The sequence below is a fragment of the Acinetobacter sp. IK40 genome, assembly GCF_035615075.1.
Taxonomy (GTDB): Bacteria; Pseudomonadota; Gammaproteobacteria; order Pseudomonadales; family Moraxellaceae; genus Acinetobacter; species Acinetobacter courvalinii.
The window spans coordinates 263,997-281,173 of sequence record NZ_JANBOE010000003.1 but is presented as its reverse complement, the minus strand read 5'-3'; the positions used below and the strand labels follow the sequence as shown (position 1 = coordinate 281,173).

Genomic DNA, 17,177 nt, shown 5'->3' with positions numbered 1-17,177 from the left:
GTGAAACGATCAAATACATTATTCTTTTCAGCTTTGCTGGGTATGGGTTTATACGGCTGTTCTGGTGGAAAACCCCTTGACCCGCAAACACAATATGGCCCTGATCCGGAATTACCTGAAGCAAAGAACTTTCTGGTTCCTCCAATAAAAGTACCAAATGGGGTAGGCTGGAAAGCCAATCAGACGCCTGTGGTTGCAGCAGGTTTAAAGATTGAAAAGATTGCTGATCAGCTTGAGCATCCACGTCAGTTATATACCCTGCCGAATGGCGATATTCTGGTGGTTGAATCGAACAATCCTGGAGAGGCGCCACTGACCGCACCAAAACAGGTGATTGCTAATTTTGTTAAAAAATCTTCAGGCAAAGGTGGTAAAGGGGGAAATCGAATCACCTTGCTTCGTCTGGAAGCCGATGGCCAGTGGAAGAAATATAAGTTTCTGGAACATCTGCATTCTCCATTTGGGGTGCAATTGATTGGTAATAGTCTATATGTGGCAAATACCAATAATATTATGAAATATCACTATGACGAGAATGCAACCCAAATTACTGATCAGGGTGAGGAGCTGTCTGATTTGCCGGATACGGTTAATCATCACTGGACCAAAGCATTATTGGCCAGTAAAGATGGACAGAAGCTATATGTCGGTGTGGGCTCAAACAGTAATATCACCGAAAATGGATTAGCGATTGAATATCGCCGTGCAACTGTTTTAGAAGTTGATGTCGCCACAGGGGCAAGCCGAATTTTTGCCAGTGGGATCCGCAATCCAACCGGACTGCAATGGGAACCTGAAACTGGAAAATTATGGACGATTGTGAATGAACGTGACGAAATTGGTGCCAGTCTAGTGCCTGATTATTTAACGTCAGTACAGGAAAAAGGATTTTATGGCTGGCCGTATAGTTATTTTGGTCAGCATGTGGATGAGCGGGTACGACCACAACGTCCAGATCTGGTTGCTAAAGCGATTAAACCTGATTATGCCTTGAGTTCTCATGTTGCACCCTTAGGTTTATGGTTTGCTTCGGCTACAACCCAGCTGTCTGATCAGTTTAAAAATGGCGCATTTGTGAGTAATCATGGCAGTTGGAATAGAGATCCGCTCAATGGTTATAACGTGGTCTTTATTCCATTTAAAGAGGGTAAGCCGAATGGCAAGCCTGTTAATGTGGTTCAAGGTTTCTATTCAAAAGATGAAAAAACTTTATATGGTGCGCCTGTGGGTCTCACTGAGGATAAAAGCGGTGCTTTGTTGATTGCGGATGATGTTGGCAATACAGTATGGCGAGTTTATTCACCTTGATAGGTTTGCTGTCTGTTTTAAAACTTAGGTCAATCTGGATTGGCCTAAGTCTTTAGATATTTGTATTTAGCATTACTGGCATCAAAATCTCGTTCGAATAACTCATTAATCTATCCATATTTCTGAGAATAAGAGGCTATTATAAAAGCTTAATTTGGCTTGAGGTCAAGAGTATAATATATAGAGCCAAGAAAAGAATTTTTGTATTATTAATCCTTTATATCTAAGATTGGTTTGATTACTACTGGCTTGAGTGTTTTTCTTATATAATTACTTTACTTTTTAGGCTGATTATTCATTATGATAAAAACTAAATTATTACTTATCATTTTTTTAGGCCTGAGTATTGTCCAATTAGTGTGGTCAGCACTCCCAGAAAATAATCAAATTGCTCCAATTCTGAAAGCTGAACTTAGCGATAAAATATTAACACAGGCTGAAATTACACAAGGTGCAAATCAGATACAGATGCTTTACCAATACTGTATCCAAGAAACGGTTGAGAAACTTAAAATGATGTATCCGGATGTGGATCAAAACACTATCATCAATACAGTAAATAGTTCTTGTGTATATTCTGAGGATCATTTTAATCTTTATAGTATATTATTGGCAGCTTCGAGCATGAAAAAGCCAATGTCAGAAAAACAAGCGGCAGTGTTTATAGAAAAAAATTATGCAAAAGATGGTCGTGATCAAAATAATGCTGCCCAACGCAAGGATATTTATAAAAAGTTAGGTTTGTTGGAGTAATATTTCATTATTATCTCATTGAGATAGGTTCCGCTAGTATTGAGTACAAAACGTCTTATTGAGACTTTTTCTCCTCACACTTCTTACATTCCAGCATCATTCCTAATTTCTCTTTGCGTCCTTGCTCGGTCAACACCCAAGGGCGATTTTGCCACGGTGGATCATGACGCACATGTTGCCCATGCCCACAGGCAAGGTCTGCAACCCAATGTCCTTGCTCATCGAGATGAAAGCTCACAATCGCTTGTTGCATTTAATTGTCCAGACTCTCAAGTTTAGATTGTTCCAAACCTTTTAAAAAACGATGGCATAAGTTATGAATCGCCAGCAGATCATTCTGCTCCATGCCTAAAGCGCAGGCGAGTTTAAACGGAATACCGATAATCTCATCTTTTGAAACCAGTGCTTTTTCTAGCAACACCACTTTTTTCATCCGCTCATCTTCTTTAACTGCCACACGTTTTAAAAACTGCTTTTCTTCAAGTTTTTTAATAATTGGCGTTAGCGTTCCCGAATCAAAAAAGGTCTTTTGTCCAATCTCTGACAGCATCACATTGTCCTGCTCATACAAAGCCAGCAATACAATAAATTGCGGATAGGTCAGATCATATTCCTGAAGCAAAGGGCGATACTGGCGAATCATGGCATTGGTCGCGGAATACATGGCAAAACATACCTGATTATCCAAAAATGAAACTTCAGCCATGATGTTTTTCCTCGACTTGGTTGTTGAACATTCAGTATAAATTGGATCGTTTAAAAAGTACATTGTGTATAATTAACTTGTGCACAATATAATTGTGTGCAATATTAAGTAGCCAAGCTGAATGATTAAGCAACGTATTTTGGGTAAGTCTGCAATTTGATTGATGAGAGTATGTGTATGAGCAAGATTTATGATTTTCAGGCTGAACTGTTAGAAGGTGAACAAAAGAACCTCGCGGATTACCAAGGCAAAGTGTTATTGGTGGTGAATACGGCGAGCCAGTGTGGTCTAACGCCACAATTTGAGGGCTTGGAAAAGCTATATCAGAACTATCAACAACAAGGGTTGGTGATTCTCGGTTTTCCATGTAACCAATTTGCCAATCAAGATCCATCCAGCAATGAAGAAATCGGCAGCTTCTGTCAGCGTAATTATGGTGTGTCATTTCCAATGTTTGCCAAGATTGATGTGAATGGTCCAACCGCACATCCTCTGTATCAATACTTAACTTCTGAAGCCAAGGGAATTTTGGGCAGTGAAAGTATTAAATGGAATTTCACCAAATTCCTAATTAATCAAAATGGTGAGGTGGTCAAACGCTATTCGCCGATTACCAAACCTGAAAAAATTGCCAAAGATATTCAACGACTTCTGGGCTAAAGCAATTTTAAAATAAGGAGAGTGGAAATGACTGGTTTATAAGTTGAGTCAACTGGTGGTTTCCTTCTCCTCAACAAATTAAATGATAAAGCTGAATATTTTTAATATGTTGTAATTAATTGAACAAAATAGATTTTTTAATCTTTAAGATTTATACAACTTGTTTCACGATTGACCGCAAACTTGGTTATACTTTTTGCCAAGATTAAAAATACGAGCGTCAGATTATGCGTGTACTGGTAGTGATGGACCCGATTGAAACCGTGAATCTTAAAAAAGATTCCACCATGGCGATGTTATGGGCGGCCAGCCGTCGTGGACATGAACTGGGTTATGCATTACAGCACGATTTATATATCGATCAGGGTAAAGCGTTTGGTCTGATTTCTCCTTTAAAAGTATTTGAAGATTACAATCATTATTACGAGTTGGGTGAGCAGCGCAAAGAGTCGCTGGCCGATTACGATGTGATATTGATGCGTAAAGATCCGCCGTTTGACATGAACTTTGTCTATACCACCTATATTCTGGAACAGGCAGAACGTGAAGGTGCGTGGATTATCAATAAACCGCAATCACTACGTGACTGTAATGAAAAGCTATTTGCCACCCAATTCCCGGAACTGCAAGTCCCGACCTTAGTGACGTCTCAACAAAGCCTGATTCGTGAATTTATCAAAGAACACGGTGATGTGATTGTGAAACCGCTGGATGGTATGGGCGGTATGGGGATTTTCCGTTTGTATCAAGACGGGGTGAATATCGGTTCAACGCTGGAAATGCTCACGGAAATGGGTACACGTCCGATCATGGCACAGCGTTATATTCCTGAGATTGTAGAAGGGGATAAGCGTATCTTGATGGTCAATGGCGAACCGGTTCCCTATTGTCTGGCTCGTATTCCGCAAAATGGCGAAGTGCGCGGTAATCTGGCAGCAGGTGGCTTAGGTCAGGCGCGTCCACTGACTGAAAATGATAAATTGATTGCGGCAAAAGTTGGTCCGTTCCTGCGTGAAAAAGGCTTGGTTTTCGTTGGTCTGGATGTGATTGGTAATTACGTAACTGAAATTAATGTGACCAGTCCAACCTGTATCCGTGAGATTGATGCACAATTTGGGACATCGATTGCGGATGATTTATTTGCCGTGCTGGAAGCAGGATCTAAAAACTAAATAATTCTTATTTTTTGACCAAACTGCCCGTTTGTATTGCCTCGAATTTTGGATGCAAATGGGCTTTTAGATATCGGCGGTCTCTAGTTTTTAACAAACAATCGAAAAAAGCTCAGCTTTCTGTTGTAAACAAGTGAAATTCGCTTTTCGTGAATGAAGCTTTAGGATTAAAATAACGCTCGAAAACAATAGACGATAACCTTTTTTTGAGTTGAAGAATTAAACCGTGACCAATTCACCCCAGAACAAACCCAAACATGTCATGATGATGGCCGCTGGTACAGGTGGACATGTTTTTCCTGCGCTTGCTGTTGCCAAACAACTGCAACAAGAGGGCTGTCAGGTCTCTTGGTTGGCGACCCCGACAGGAATGGAAAACCGGTTACTTAAAGATCAAAATATTCCAATTTATCAGATCGATATTCAAGGTGTACGCGGTAATGGCCTGATCCGTAAACTCAGTGCACCATTTAAAATTTTAAAAGCAACCTTAAGCGCCATGCGCTACATGAAGCAGCTGAAAATTGATGCTGTCGCTGGTTTTGGCGGTTATGTCGCCGGGCCAGGTGGCTTGGCCGCACGGTTGCTGGGTATTCCTGTGTTGATCCATGAACAGAATGCGATTGCAGGCTTTACCAATACCCAACTGGCACGTATCGCCACAACCGTATGTCAGGCTTTTCCAGAGACATTCCCAAGTAGTGATAAAGTGGTGACCACAGGCAATCCTGTGCGTGCCGAAATCACTGCGATTTTGAATCCGTCATGGCGTTACCAAACCCGTGAACAGCAACAATTGCCACTGAATATTTTAATTGTGGGCGGTTCATTGGGGGCGCAAGCGTTAAATGAGCGTTTGCCAGAAGCATTAAAGAAGGTCAGTGTACCGCTGAATGTATTTCATCAATGTGGTCAAAATAAGCAGGATGCAACGCGTGCCCTCTATCAAGGTGCAGCTGAGCATTTAACGGTTCAGGTTGAGCCGTTTATTCATGATATGGCCAAAGCCTATAGTGAAGCTGATTTAATTATTTGTCGTGCCGGTGCTTTAACGGTAACTGAGGTCGCAACCGCAGGTCTGGCAGCGGTTTTTGTTCCTTTACCGATTGCGGTGGATGATCACCAGACTGCAAATGCCAAATTTTTGGCAAATGCAGGCGCTGCAAAGATTTGCCAGCAAACAGAAATGACCCCTGCTGTTTTAGATGAGTTATTTGCCAGCTTGCTCAATCGCCAGCTCCTTTCTGAAATGGCGGTTAAAGCACGTCAACAAGCACAACCGGATGCGACGCAGCATGTGGTTGATCTGATTAAAAAATTGTAATTCGAGTTTATCTATGTCTCCTACAAATCCAAACCAAGCCAAAAAGCTGATTAAAGTGCCAGAAATGCGCCGTATTAAAAATATCCACTTTGTTGGTATTGGGGGTGCAGGGATGTGTGGTATCGCCGAGGTATTGAGCAACCAGGGTTATAAAATTTCGGGCTCGGATATCAAAGCCTCAAAAACCACGGCTCAACTCGAAGCCAACGGCATTAAGGTGTTTATCGGCCACTCGGCAGACAATATTAAAAACGCCAATGTACTGGTGGTGTCGACAGCAATTGATCCTGAAAATCCAGAGATTAAAGCTGCAATTGAACAACGTACCCCGATTGTGCGCCGTGCAGAAATGTTAGGTGAGTTAATGCGTTACCGTCATGGTATCGCGGTTGCGGGAACACATGGCAAAACCACCACTACCAGTTTATTGACCACCATGCTGGCGGAAGAAAATCTCGATCCAACCTATGTGATCGGTGGTTTGCTGAATAGTACCGGGGTCAATGCAGCCTTGGGCGAAAGCCGCTTTATCGTGGCGGAAGCAGATGAGTCGGATGCTTCATTCCTGTATTTACAGCCAATGGCTGCGATTGTGACCAATATCGATGCAGATCACATGGACACTTATGAAGGCAGCTTCGATAAATTAAAAGATACCTTTATCCAGTTCCTGCATAACCTGCCATTTTACGGCTTGGCTGTGGTCTGTGGCGATGATGCCAATATTCGTGAGATTTTACCGCGTGTCGGTCGTCCGGTCTTAACTTACGGTTTTGACGAAGGTAACGATATCCGTGCCATTGATGTGGCGCAGGAAGGCATGCGTTCGCACTTTACCGTATTGCGTAAAGATCGTGAGCCTTTACGTGTCACTATTAATCAGCCAGGCTTGCATAATGTCCTAAATGCGCTTGCTGCGATTGGTGTAGCAACTGATGAAGGCGTTTCTGATGGTGCGATTTGTCGTGCCTTAGAAGGCTTTAGTGGTGTGGGTCGTCGCTTCCAAGTGCAAGGTGAATATGAAGTGGGCGAGGGCATGGTGAAATTGGTAGATGACTATGGTCATCATCCCAAAGAAGTTGAAGCAACCATTAAGGCCGCGCGTGCCAGCCATCCCGACCGCCGTTTGGTGATGTTATTCCAGCCGCACCGTTTTAGCCGTACCCGTGACTGCTTTGATGACTTTGTAGATGTGTTATCACAAGTCGACCAGTTATTATTATTAGAAGTTTACCCGGCAGGCGAAAAACCGATTGTGGGTGCGGATAGCCGTGCTTTGGCACGTAGTATTCGTCTGCGCGGTGAAGTAGAACCGATTCTGGTTGATCCAGTGGAAGGGAATTTACCAGGCGTTTTACAAAAAGTGTTACAAGCTAATGACCTGTTATTAACACAAGGCGCGGGTAACGTGGGAGCAATTTCGGTAGAATTGGCCCAGCATCGTTTGTATGCCCAATAATTTTGTGTTTTGAATATTAAAAGTTTTACAGTTTTAAGGATATAAACGTGTCAAATGCTGCGAAATTCGGCAAAGTTGCTGTGTTATTTGGTGGGAAATCGGCTGAGCGTGCGGTGTCATTGGACAGCGGTCAGGCCGTTTTAGACGCATTGTTGCGTTCGGGTGTGCAGGCAGAAGCATTTGATCCGCAAGATCGTAGTGTGACTGAACTGGTCGGTTATGATCGTGCTTTTATCGTGTTGCATGGTCGTGGCGGTGAAGATGGCCAGATTCAAGGCGTATTGGAATGGTTGAATATTCCGTATACCGGGACTGGCGTGCAAGGTTCTGCCATTGGTATGGACAAAGTCAAAACCAAGCAGATCTGGCAAGGTAGCGATTTACCGACTGCGCCTTACCGCATTATTACCAAAGATACCGATCTTGAACCTGTAATTGCTGAATTGGGCTTGCCTGTGATTATCAAGCCAGTACATGAAGGCTCAAGCGTTGGCATGAGCAAGGTTGAAAAAGCCGAAGACTTTGCCGCTGCGATCGAAAAAGCGACCCAGCATGATGCAGTGGTGATGGCGGAAAAATGGATTACAGGTCGTGAATTCACGATTTCATTCCTGAACGGTCAGCCATTACCGGTGATTCGTTTACAACCACCCGCAGATGTTGCTTTTTATGACTATGAAGCAAAATATCAGCGTAATGATGTGGAATATGGTATTCCTTGCGGTCTCAGCGAGTCAGAAGAGAAAAGTCTACAGGCATTGTGTTTACGTGCTTTCCAGGCCGTGGGTGCAGAAGGCTGGGGCCGTATTGATGCGATGCAGGATGAACAGGGTCATTTCTGGTTGCTGGAAGTCAATACCGTTCCAGGCATGACCAGTCATTCTCTGGTACCAAAAGCAGCGCAAGCCGTTGGTTATAATTTCGATCAGCTTTGTGTTGCGATTTTAGAGCAAACCTTAGCACAGCCGGCTTAATTATTTATGGCTCAACTTCCTGCATCTATGCGTCGCAAAACGCGACCAGCCATTAGCTCGATTCACGAGAAACCGCCTTCGCCTAAACAAAAGATGGTGAATGCGGGGGGCTGGGCATTACTTGTTATTGCATTCGCTGTACTGGCATTAGGTCTGTTTGGCTTATATAAAGTCATGACCGATGCCAAAGTTGCAGAATTGCAGGTGGTGGGAACCAATTCTGAAGTTGAAAATCAGCAATTAGTTAAATACCTGAATCCTGTCATTAAAGATAATTATTTCACTTCGGATTTAGAGCAGATTCGGGATCAGGCATTAAAGGTTTCTTGGGTGGACCGTGTGGTGGTATCACGAGCTTGGCCAAATGCAATTCGGGTGCGGGTGATGCCGCGTCATGCGATTGCACGTTGGGGAACAGGGCGTTTGCTGAGTGATAATGGTGAGGTGTTTAGTGAAGCGGTTCCGCAAGCACATCCAAATTTGCCACTGTTACATGGGCCAGCCAGCCAATCCAAAATGATGATGCGTCGCTATAATGAAATTAACCAGTTATTTCATCCAGCGAATTTAAGATTAAAAGAACTGTATTTAACTGAGCGCATGACCTGGTTTATGCAGTTTGATTCGGGTTTACGGATTATCGTGGATCAGGATCAAACCATGAACAAGCTACAGCGCTTAAGCCATTTGGCACAGACAGATCTAAAACCTGCATGGTCTAAAATCACGGCAATTGATCTGCGTTACCGCAATGGCCTGGCCATTCAATGGAAAAACGCAGCTCCGCCGAAGATTGTGAATGGTCAGTTAGTTGTAACGATTGATGACACAAGCCTTGCAGGGGCAATTCAGGCAAAGCCATAATACGTGGCTTAAAATAAAGGGCAGTGGTCCTAAACAACACTAAAGATATGGTATTGAAGTAATGAGTGAAGCTGTTCCCTCAGTTGTTGCGATTGATATTGGGACCCATAAAGTCTCAGTCTTGATTGGTAAGGTCCATGCACCGGATAACATCCAGGTCATTGGCATGGCAACTGCTCGCAACCGAGGCATGGTTAAAGGCAAGATTGTCAGCTTGGACAAGGTCATTGCTGCGATTAAAAATGCAGTATCCGAAGCAGAGGATATGGCAGAGTGCCGTATTCATAGCGCATGGGTGTCTATTCCGAGTACTGAATTACAAAGTTTTTATGCATCAGGTCGTACCCCTGTCGCCAACCACGATCATATTATTACGACAAATGAAGTGGTGCGTGCGCTGGAGCTGGCCAAAGCCAGTCATGTCTCACCGGATTATTATCTGGCCAGCGCTGTGCCATTGGGCTTTGAGCTCGGTGATTCGGCTGAATGGGTGCAGAATCCGGTGAATATGTCTGCACATAGCATGACAGGCCATTATCAGTTGATGATGATGCCGATCAGCACCATGCAAAACCTGGATCGTGCCATGAAAGGGGCCAATATCGGGGTAGAAAAAATGGTGGTGTCTTGTCTGGCAACGGCCGAGGCAAGTCTGCTCAAAGATGAAAAAGAATATGGGGTTTGTCTGGTCGACATTGGCGCAGGCATTACCAATATTGCAGTGTATCTGGATGGTCGATTGGCTTTAGCGCGGACCTTGCCACGTGGTGGCGAGAATGTCACCCGTGATATTGCAGCGGTTTTACAAACCACCACAGAAGAAGCGGAACGCATCAAGATTTTACATGGTTGCGTCGATCTGAGTGTGGTGAAACCAGACCATATGATTCAGGTGCAAGGCATTGATGGCACACAAACCATCAGTCGTATTGAGCTTGCAGAAATCATTATTGCGCGTTATGAAGAAATCTTTGCTTCAATTCGTGAAGAACTGGAGCATAGTGGGGCGATTCATGGTTTATATCATGGTGTGGTGCTGACCGGAGATGCCTGTCAAATTGAAGGCATGGTGAATTTGGCGCGTCGTACGCTCGGTGTGTCTGCGCATCTGGGCAATCCGCCACTGCAAGTATATGCGGAGGATCAGCACTTACCGGCATTGCGTCGTTCAATGTATGCTACTGCAGCAGGTTTGTTGATGTTTAGCCAGAGTGATTTGCAGGATACGGTCGAAGAACCAGAAGAGGCCAGCGATCGTAGTTTTGTTGATCGGGTTGCCAATGGTTGGAATGCATTAAATAGCAAATTAAAGGCCATTTTTTAAGTTGTAGTTATTTTTGGGAAAATTTGTTAGGAAGTTGTTCTAAATCTGCCACTGTACTTGACAATCTGGTGATTATTGAACAGCATCCTAAACATCAGTTGTTTAAAAATCAGGGCAGTAACGGGCTGAAGTAACTGCCATTAATATTAGGAAATCTAAAGGTCATGGCCTCATTTGAATTTATAGAAGATGAACTAGACAATGGCAACGGTCAAGCCCGTTTCACAGTATTTGGTGTGGGTGGTGGCGGTGGTAATGCCGTGCAACACATGGCCCAATCGGATATTCAAGGTGTCAAGTTTGTTTGTGCCAATACAGATAAACAAGCACTGGACAGCATGAACGCGCCATTCAAAATTCAATTGGGTGAACAAAGTACGCGTGGTTTAGGCGCGGGTGCGAATCCAGAAGTGGGTCAAATCGCCGCTGAAGAAAGCCGTGATGTGATCCGTCAGCACCTTGAAGGTACTGATATGGTCTTCGTTACTGCCGGTATGGGTGGTGGTACTGGTACAGGTGCTGCACCGGTTGTTGCTGAAGTTGCCAAAGAAATGGGTATCCTGACCGTTGGTGTAGTGACAACCCCATTTAACTTTGAAGGCCGTCGCCGTCAAAAGTCTGCTGAAAAAGGCATTGATGCTTTAGAAGCACATGTTGATTCACTGATTATCATTCCGAACCAGCGCTTACTCAGCGTCTATGGCGATATCTCAATGAAAGATGCCTATAAAAAGGCAGATGATGTATTGTTGAACGCAGTTCGCAGTATTTTTGACCTTGTGGTCAATCGTGGTCATATTAACCTCGACTTCGCCGACTTGAAAACAGCGATGAGTACGCGTGGTTATGCCATGATGGGTGCTGGTTTAGGTCGTGGTGAAGATCGTGCCCGTCAGGCGGCTGAACAGGCGATCCGTAGCCCATTGCTTGATAATGTTAATATTATCAATGCGAAAGGTGTATTGATTAACATTACTGGTGGTGATGATATTACCCTGCGTGAAACCGAGATCATTACCGATGTGGTGAACCAGATTGTTGACTTGGATGAAGGTGAAATCTTCTACGGTACGGTATTCGATCCCGATGCGCGTGATGAACTTCGTGTTACGGTTATAGCGACTGGTTTAACGCGTAATGCCAGTGAAGTGGACCAGAAACGACGGACTGCTGCTTCGCATGTAAGTTCTGCTCAAGTGGCACAACAACCGGTTGATGAAGATGACGTTCCGGCGATTAGTAAACGAGCAAATGTAGACGCTCCAGCAAGTGCTACCGCAAGTTCTACGCCACGCTCATCGCCAATGAGCATTCAAGACTATCTGAAAAATCAGCAACGTAAATAATAAAATCAGTTATTTAGAGAAAGGAGGCAATCAATTGCCTCCTTTTTTATTTTTTTAAAATGGCAAAATATGCTAAGTTATATCGGTTTTTGCAAATGAAGTTGGTATGGCATGTTGAAACAACGTACTCTCAAGCGTGTGGTGAAAGCGAGCGGGATTGGTTTGCACAGTGGTCAAAAGGTGCTGATCAATTTTGTTCCACACCATATTGACGGAGGTATTGTCTTTCGCCGTATCGACTTAAATCCCCCTGTGGATATTCCAGCCAATGCCTTACTGATTCAAGAAGCATTTATGTGTTCGAATCTGGTGCGTGAGGACATCAAAGTGGGTACCATTGAGCATGTCATGAGTGCGATTGCCGGATTGGGTATCGATAACCTGATTGTTGAAGTGTCTGCTTCTGAAGTGCCGATCATGGATGGCAGTGCAGGACCTTTTATCTATCTGCTCATGCAAGGTGAGTTGGCGGAGCAAGATGCGCCAAAGAAGTTTATCCGCATTTTAAAGCCCGTCGAAGCTTTAATTGATGACAAAAAAGCGATTTTCACGCCTCATTCGGGTTTTCAGCTTAACTTTACCATTGATTTTGATCATCCCGCCTTTGCCAAAGAATACCAGTCGGCGACCATTGATTTCTCAACAGAAACCTTTGTTTATGAAGTGAGTGAAGCCCGAACTTTTGGTTTCATGAAGGATCTGGATTATCTCAAGGCCAATAATCTGGCCTTGGGTGCAAGCCTGGAAAATGCCATTGGTGTCGATGATACTGGTGTGGTCAATGAGGAAGGCTTGCGTTTCGCCGACGAGTTTGTGCGACACAAGATTTTAGATGCAGTCGGTGACTTATATTTGCTTGGTCACCAGATTATTGCCAAGTTTGATGGCTATAAGTCGGGTCACGCGCTGAACAATCAGTTATTACGCAATGTTCAAAATGATCCAAGCAGCTATGAAATTGTAACATTTAATAACGAGAATGATTGTCCAATTCCTTATGTGAGTGTGACATAAGTCATTGTCTTTTATTGGCTATGTTATATTATAACAAATGAATTTGAGAATTTTGTCACAAAATATAATGATGTATTTCGATACTGAATGTATGAAGTTTACTTTTTATTGCTTGCCAAACGTAGTAGAGCTTGGCTAAGCTTAGGGTCGCTCACATATTCAGCGGCGCTACGCAATTGCTCTTGGGTCTCTGATGTAAGTGCTTTTGTTGGGGGAGAGGGTTCACGAGAGACAACTGTTTTGTTTCTTAAACGAACTTGAATTTTTCGTAATTCCTTGAGTCCTTCGAGCTGAGCTAACTGCGCAACATAGTTGCTTTGTAAATAGCTGAGTTGACTAATCATGGCCTGATTTTCACCAGTAATGATCAAAACACCATGTTGATAACAAACAACTTGCCATTGCTCTGGTTGGGGCAATAACGGTTGAATAATTTTCGTAAGTTGTTTCCATTGCGTAACTTGCGTTGTCAGAAACGTTAAGTTTCCAGTTTTTATGTGTTGTCCTTTCTGTTGGAAAACGTTGTTAGGCTCAGACATAGAACTTCCTCGGAGGTAATGTGTCCATCTTAAGCGTTTGGTTCAGCTGTTATCAAGGAAGAGATGATAAAGGAACGTTTGAAGGACGGTTTCAAGAGGTTTTTTATGCATCATACGCGTCGTATTTTACTCGCATTTTCATTGGCTGCTTCAGCTGCTTCGGTTGCTTTTGCAGACTACCAAAATATTGGTCAGTCAACAGGTGATGACCGTCTAGAGCAATTATCAAAGACTCTCGCTCAAGGTTCTTATACTCATTCTGCAGATATGGATCTGCCTGCTATTTCGAATGTGTCAGTTAAATTACGTGAAAAAACCATTGAATTGAACAATGCAACGATCGAAAAGAAATACGGTCGTTCAGCGATTTCATCTCAAGACAATGCGCCTTCTTCGTTCTCTGCAAATACCGGTTATTCTTGGTTGGTCAGCCATCCATTACAGGAAGGTCGCGTGAGTTCTTCTTGGGGAACACGTACTTTACTCGGTTCAACCCGCCATCATTCAGGGGTTGATCTGGCTGCACCTTCAGGTACACCGATTTATTCAACAGGTCCTGGTGTTGTGACCAAATCAGGCTGGGGCACGGGTTATGGTCAATATGTTGAAATTGATCATGGCAATGGTTATATCACTCGCTATGCCCATGCATCACGTTTAATCGTGAACGCAGGCGATCGTGTTAGCGCAGGTGAGCATATTGCCAATGTTGGCTGTACTGGTCGTTGTACTGGTCCGCATTTACATTTTGAAGTTGTGAAAGATGGACAGCGTAAAAACCCTTCAACTTACCTCGCAATGTTGCCTTAATGTAATTTGTTAACAGTTGTATATAAATGTTAAGAGAAAATCGCCTTTATTGGCGATTTTTTATGTGTTTTGTTTCAGTTCGGTCAATGACTATTTTGTCAGAAAATAATATAGCGTTTCCCATTCAGCTAGGGCCATACCCCTTATAAAGCAAAACATGATAAAAATAGGGTCGACAAATAACTTAAGGGAAAAGGTGAATTGTATGGCGTTTTATGGCGACTCTGACGCGCAAGAAACCCAAGAATGGCAAGAAGCATTTGATTCTGTATTACAACACATGGGCACGGAACGAGCTGCTTTCTTACTAGAAAAACTCTATCAACGGGCAATTGCGAAACATGTGCCAATCCAGCGCTTAAATACACCTTACCTCAACACCATTTCAGTTGATGAACAACCTGCAATGCCAGGTGATCAGGATATGGAACGCCGTATCCGCGCTTTGATCCGCTGGAATGCTTTGGCAATGGTATTACGTGCGAACAAGACTGGGGATGATCTGGGTGGTCACCTTGCCAGTTTCGCCTCGTCTGCAACCTTGTATGATGTTGGTTTCAACCATTTCTTCCGTGCTGCCTCGAACAACTTTGGCGGCGACATGATTTATTACCAAGGTCACTGTGCCCCGGGTATCTATGCGCGTTCTTTCCTTGAAGGGCGTTTAAATGAAGAGCAGCTCAGTAATTTCCGCCGTGAAGTGGGCGGTAACGGTTTACCTAGTTATCCACATCCCTATTTAATGCCGGACTACTGGCAGTTCCCGACCGTCTCAATGGGTCTTGGTCCGATCATGTCGATTTATCAGGCACATATTCAGAAATATCTGATGAATCGTGGCCTGATCAAAGAAGAAGACCGTAAAGTCTGGGCTTATCTGGGCGATGGTGAGATGGATGAACCAGAGAGCACGGGTGCAATTTCACTGGCAGGTCGTGAAAAGCTTGATAACCTGATTTGGGTGGTGAACTGTAATTTACAGCGTCTGGATGGTCCGGTACGTGGTAACGGTAAGATCATTCAAGAATTAGAATCTTTATTCCGTGGTGCGGGCTGGCGTGTGATTAAGGTAGTTTGGGGCCGTCATTGGGATCCGCTCCTTGCCAAAGACAAGTCTGGTGCTTTAAAAGCTGTGATGGATGAAACCGTTGATGGTGAATACCAACGCTATCAAGTCAAAGGCGGTGCATATACACGTGAGAAATTCTTTGGTAAGTACCCAGAAGCTGCGGAACTGGTCAAAGATTTAAGCGATGAAGACATCGACAATCTTAATCGTGGTGGTCATGACCCGTATAAGGTTTTTGCTGCCTATGCCGAAGCAATGAAAGCCAAAGGTCAACCAACCGTTATTCTTGCAAAAACGGTTAAAGGTTATGGTTTGTCTGAAGAAATTGAAGCGGTGAACAAAACTCACCAAATCAAGAAAATGCAGATCGACTCTTTGAAATATGTACGTGACCGTTTCAACCTGCCATTTACAGACGATAAGTTAGAAGAACTTCCATTCTATCGCCCAAGTGAAAACTCTCCAGAAATGAAGTATATGAAGGCGCGTCGTGAGGCATTAGGCGGTTACCTACCTGCACGTCGTAAAGAGAGTGAAACTTTAGCGATTCCTGAATTATCAGTATTTGATGCGGTATTAAATGGTTCTGGTGGTAAAGAGCAATCGACCACGATGTTGATGGTGCGTTTAATTGCTGCTTTACTGAAAGAAAAAGCGATTAAAGACCGCGTCGTGCCAATCGTTCCAGATGAAGCACGTACATTTGGTTTAGAGGGGATGTTCCGTCAGCTCGGTATTTATGCCGCTCACGGTCAAAAATATACCCCAGAAGACCAAGAGCAGTTAATGCATTACCGTGAAGCAAGTGACGGTCACATGCTGCAAGAAGGGATCAACGAAGCGGGTGCGATGAGCGCTTGGGCTGCGTTGGCAACCAGTTATTCAACCAATAACTTGCCAATGATTCCAATGTACATGTACTACTCAATGTTCGGTTTCCAGCGTATTGGCGACATTGCATGGGCTGCGGGTGATGCACAGGCACAAGGTTTCTTGTTGGGCGCGACTGCTGGCCGTACCACATTGAACGGTGAAGGTTTACAGCACCAAGATGGTCATTCACATATCTTGGCAAACACGATTCCAAACTGCGTATCTTATGATCCATGTTTTGGTTATGAACTGGCTGTGATCGTACATGACGGTTTACAACGTATGTATGTCAACCAAGAGCGTGTGTTCTATTACTTAACCGTAATGAATGAAAACTACGAGCATCCGGCAATGCCAGAAGGCGCTGAGGAAGGCATTAAACGTGGTATGTACCTGTTCGAAAAAGATGACAAAGCTACGGTTCAATTAATGGGCTCAGGTGTCATTCTGCGTGAAGTGATTAAAGCTGCGAAAATCTTACGTGATGAATACCAGATTCATTCAAACGTTTGGAGTGTCACCAGCTTCAATGAGTTGTCACGTGACGGTATGGCATGTGAAGAATACAACCGTTTACACCCACTGACTGAAGAAGTGAAAGAGTCTTGGGTATCTAAACAGTTACGTGGTACCGAAGGTATCGTTGTGTCTGCAACAGATCATATGCGTGCGTATAGCGAACAAATCCGTGCCTATCTTCCAGATGGTCGTCCATTTGTTGCATTAGGTACAGATGGTTACGGTCGTTCAGATACACGTGCGAACTTACGTAGTTTCTTTGGTGTTGACGCTGCGCATATCGTTGTTGCGACATTGAAAAAACTTGCTGATGAAGGCGAAGTTGATGCGCGTTTAGTGAAAGATGCCATTTCTAACTTTGAGTTAGATACGGATCGTCCAGTTGCATGGGCACCACAAGCCCATCCGGAAGTTCAGGCCGTGGCTGAATACAATGAAACACAAACAGGTGAGGGGAAATAAT

General features: G+C 43.8%; 16 protein-coding genes. 13 read left to right on the top strand and 3 right to left on the bottom strand.

Features of this window, described 5'->3' with window-relative positions; translation table 11 throughout:
• Positions 1–1,308: a PQQ-dependent sugar dehydrogenase gene (locus MSG93_RS07660; RefSeq protein WP_005282379.1), complete on the top strand. Its 1,308-nt coding sequence runs from the start codon at positions 1–3 to the stop codon at positions 1,306–1,308.
• A gap of 300 nt (positions 1,309–1,608) precedes the next feature.
• A complete protein-coding gene (locus MSG93_RS07655) occupies positions 1,609–2,061 on the top strand; it encodes a hypothetical protein (RefSeq protein WP_324621235.1) in 453 nt (150 codons plus the stop codon).
• A gap of 55 nt (positions 2,062–2,116) precedes the next feature.
• On the opposite strand, the gene MSG93_RS07650 is transcribed toward MSG93_RS07655, so the two are convergent.
• Entirely contained in the window at positions 2,117–2,314 is a 198-nt protein-coding gene (locus MSG93_RS07650) for a DUF3565 domain-containing protein (protein WP_005282381.1), read from the bottom strand.
• A complete protein-coding gene (locus MSG93_RS07645) occupies positions 2,315–2,767 on the bottom strand; it encodes a MarR family winged helix-turn-helix transcriptional regulator (protein ID WP_005282383.1) in 453 nt (150 codons plus the stop codon).
• Between the two features lie 177 nt (positions 2,768–2,944).
• Here MSG93_RS07645 and MSG93_RS07640 point away from each other — a divergent pair, with 177 nt between their 5' ends.
• From MSG93_RS07640 to lpxC, 9 genes are all read left to right on the top strand, one after another.
• Entirely contained in the window at positions 2,945–3,427 is a 483-nt protein-coding gene (locus tag MSG93_RS07640) for a glutathione peroxidase (protein WP_005282385.1), read from the top strand.
• Between the two features lie 227 nt (positions 3,428–3,654).
• Positions 3,655–4,599, top strand: coding sequence for a glutathione synthase (gene gshB, locus MSG93_RS07635; RefSeq protein WP_150954183.1), 945 nt, complete (start codon positions 3,655–3,657; stop codon positions 4,597–4,599).
• Between the two features lie 226 nt (positions 4,600–4,825).
• Positions 4,826–5,923, top strand: a complete 1,098-nt coding sequence (gene murG, locus MSG93_RS07630; protein ID WP_081401586.1) for an undecaprenyldiphospho-muramoylpentapeptide beta-N-acetylglucosaminyltransferase — start codon at positions 4,826–4,828, stop codon at positions 5,921–5,923.
• A gap of 13 nt (positions 5,924–5,936) precedes the next feature.
• The gene (gene murC / locus MSG93_RS07625; RefSeq protein ID WP_005227915.1) at positions 5,937–7,382 is read left to right on the top strand and encodes a UDP-N-acetylmuramate--L-alanine ligase; all 1,446 of its coding nucleotides are present in this window, start codon (positions 5,937–5,939) and stop codon (positions 7,380–7,382) included.
• A gap of 47 nt (positions 7,383–7,429) precedes the next feature.
• Complete coding sequence (locus tag MSG93_RS07620) at positions 7,430–8,356, top strand: D-alanine--D-alanine ligase (protein WP_005282391.1); 927 nt, start codon at positions 7,430–7,432, stop codon at positions 8,354–8,356.
• A gap of 6 nt (positions 8,357–8,362) precedes the next feature.
• On the top strand, positions 8,363–9,220 hold the full coding sequence (locus MSG93_RS07615; RefSeq protein WP_005282394.1) for a cell division protein FtsQ/DivIB: 858 nt from the start codon (positions 8,363–8,365) through the stop codon (positions 9,218–9,220).
• 61 nt (positions 9,221–9,281) lie between these two features.
• A complete protein-coding gene (ftsA, locus tag MSG93_RS07610; protein WP_005282397.1) occupies positions 9,282–10,544 on the top strand; it encodes a cell division protein FtsA in 1,263 nt (420 codons plus the stop codon).
• A 164-nt stretch (positions 10,545–10,708) separates the two neighbouring features.
• The gene (gene ftsZ, locus MSG93_RS07605) at positions 10,709–11,890 is read left to right on the top strand and encodes a cell division protein FtsZ (protein WP_005227906.1); all 1,182 of its coding nucleotides are present in this window, start codon (positions 10,709–10,711) and stop codon (positions 11,888–11,890) included.
• 111 nt (positions 11,891–12,001) lie between these two features.
• Positions 12,002–12,904: a UDP-3-O-acyl-N-acetylglucosamine deacetylase gene (gene lpxC / locus MSG93_RS07600; RefSeq protein ID WP_005282399.1), complete on the top strand. Its 903-nt coding sequence runs from the start codon at positions 12,002–12,004 to the stop codon at positions 12,902–12,904.
• 98 nt (positions 12,905–13,002) lie between these two features.
• On the opposite strand, the gene MSG93_RS07595 is transcribed toward lpxC, so the two are convergent.
• On the bottom strand, positions 13,003–13,443 hold the full coding sequence (locus MSG93_RS07595; RefSeq protein WP_005227903.1) for a DciA family protein: 441 nt from the start codon (positions 13,441–13,443) through the stop codon (positions 13,003–13,005).
• Between the two features lie 105 nt (positions 13,444–13,548).
• Here MSG93_RS07595 and MSG93_RS07590 point away from each other — a divergent pair, with 105 nt between their 5' ends.
• Together MSG93_RS07590 and aceE are read left to right on the top strand one after the other, a co-directional pair.
• Positions 13,549–14,253, top strand: coding sequence for a M23 family metallopeptidase (locus tag MSG93_RS07590; RefSeq protein WP_324621233.1), 705 nt, complete (start codon positions 13,549–13,551; stop codon positions 14,251–14,253).
• 205 nt (positions 14,254–14,458) lie between these two features.
• The gene (gene aceE / locus MSG93_RS07585; protein WP_005227899.1) at positions 14,459–17,176 is read left to right on the top strand and encodes a pyruvate dehydrogenase (acetyl-transferring), homodimeric type; all 2,718 of its coding nucleotides are present in this window, start codon (positions 14,459–14,461) and stop codon (positions 17,174–17,176) included.
• The last annotated feature ends 1 nt before the right edge of the window (position 17,177 follow it).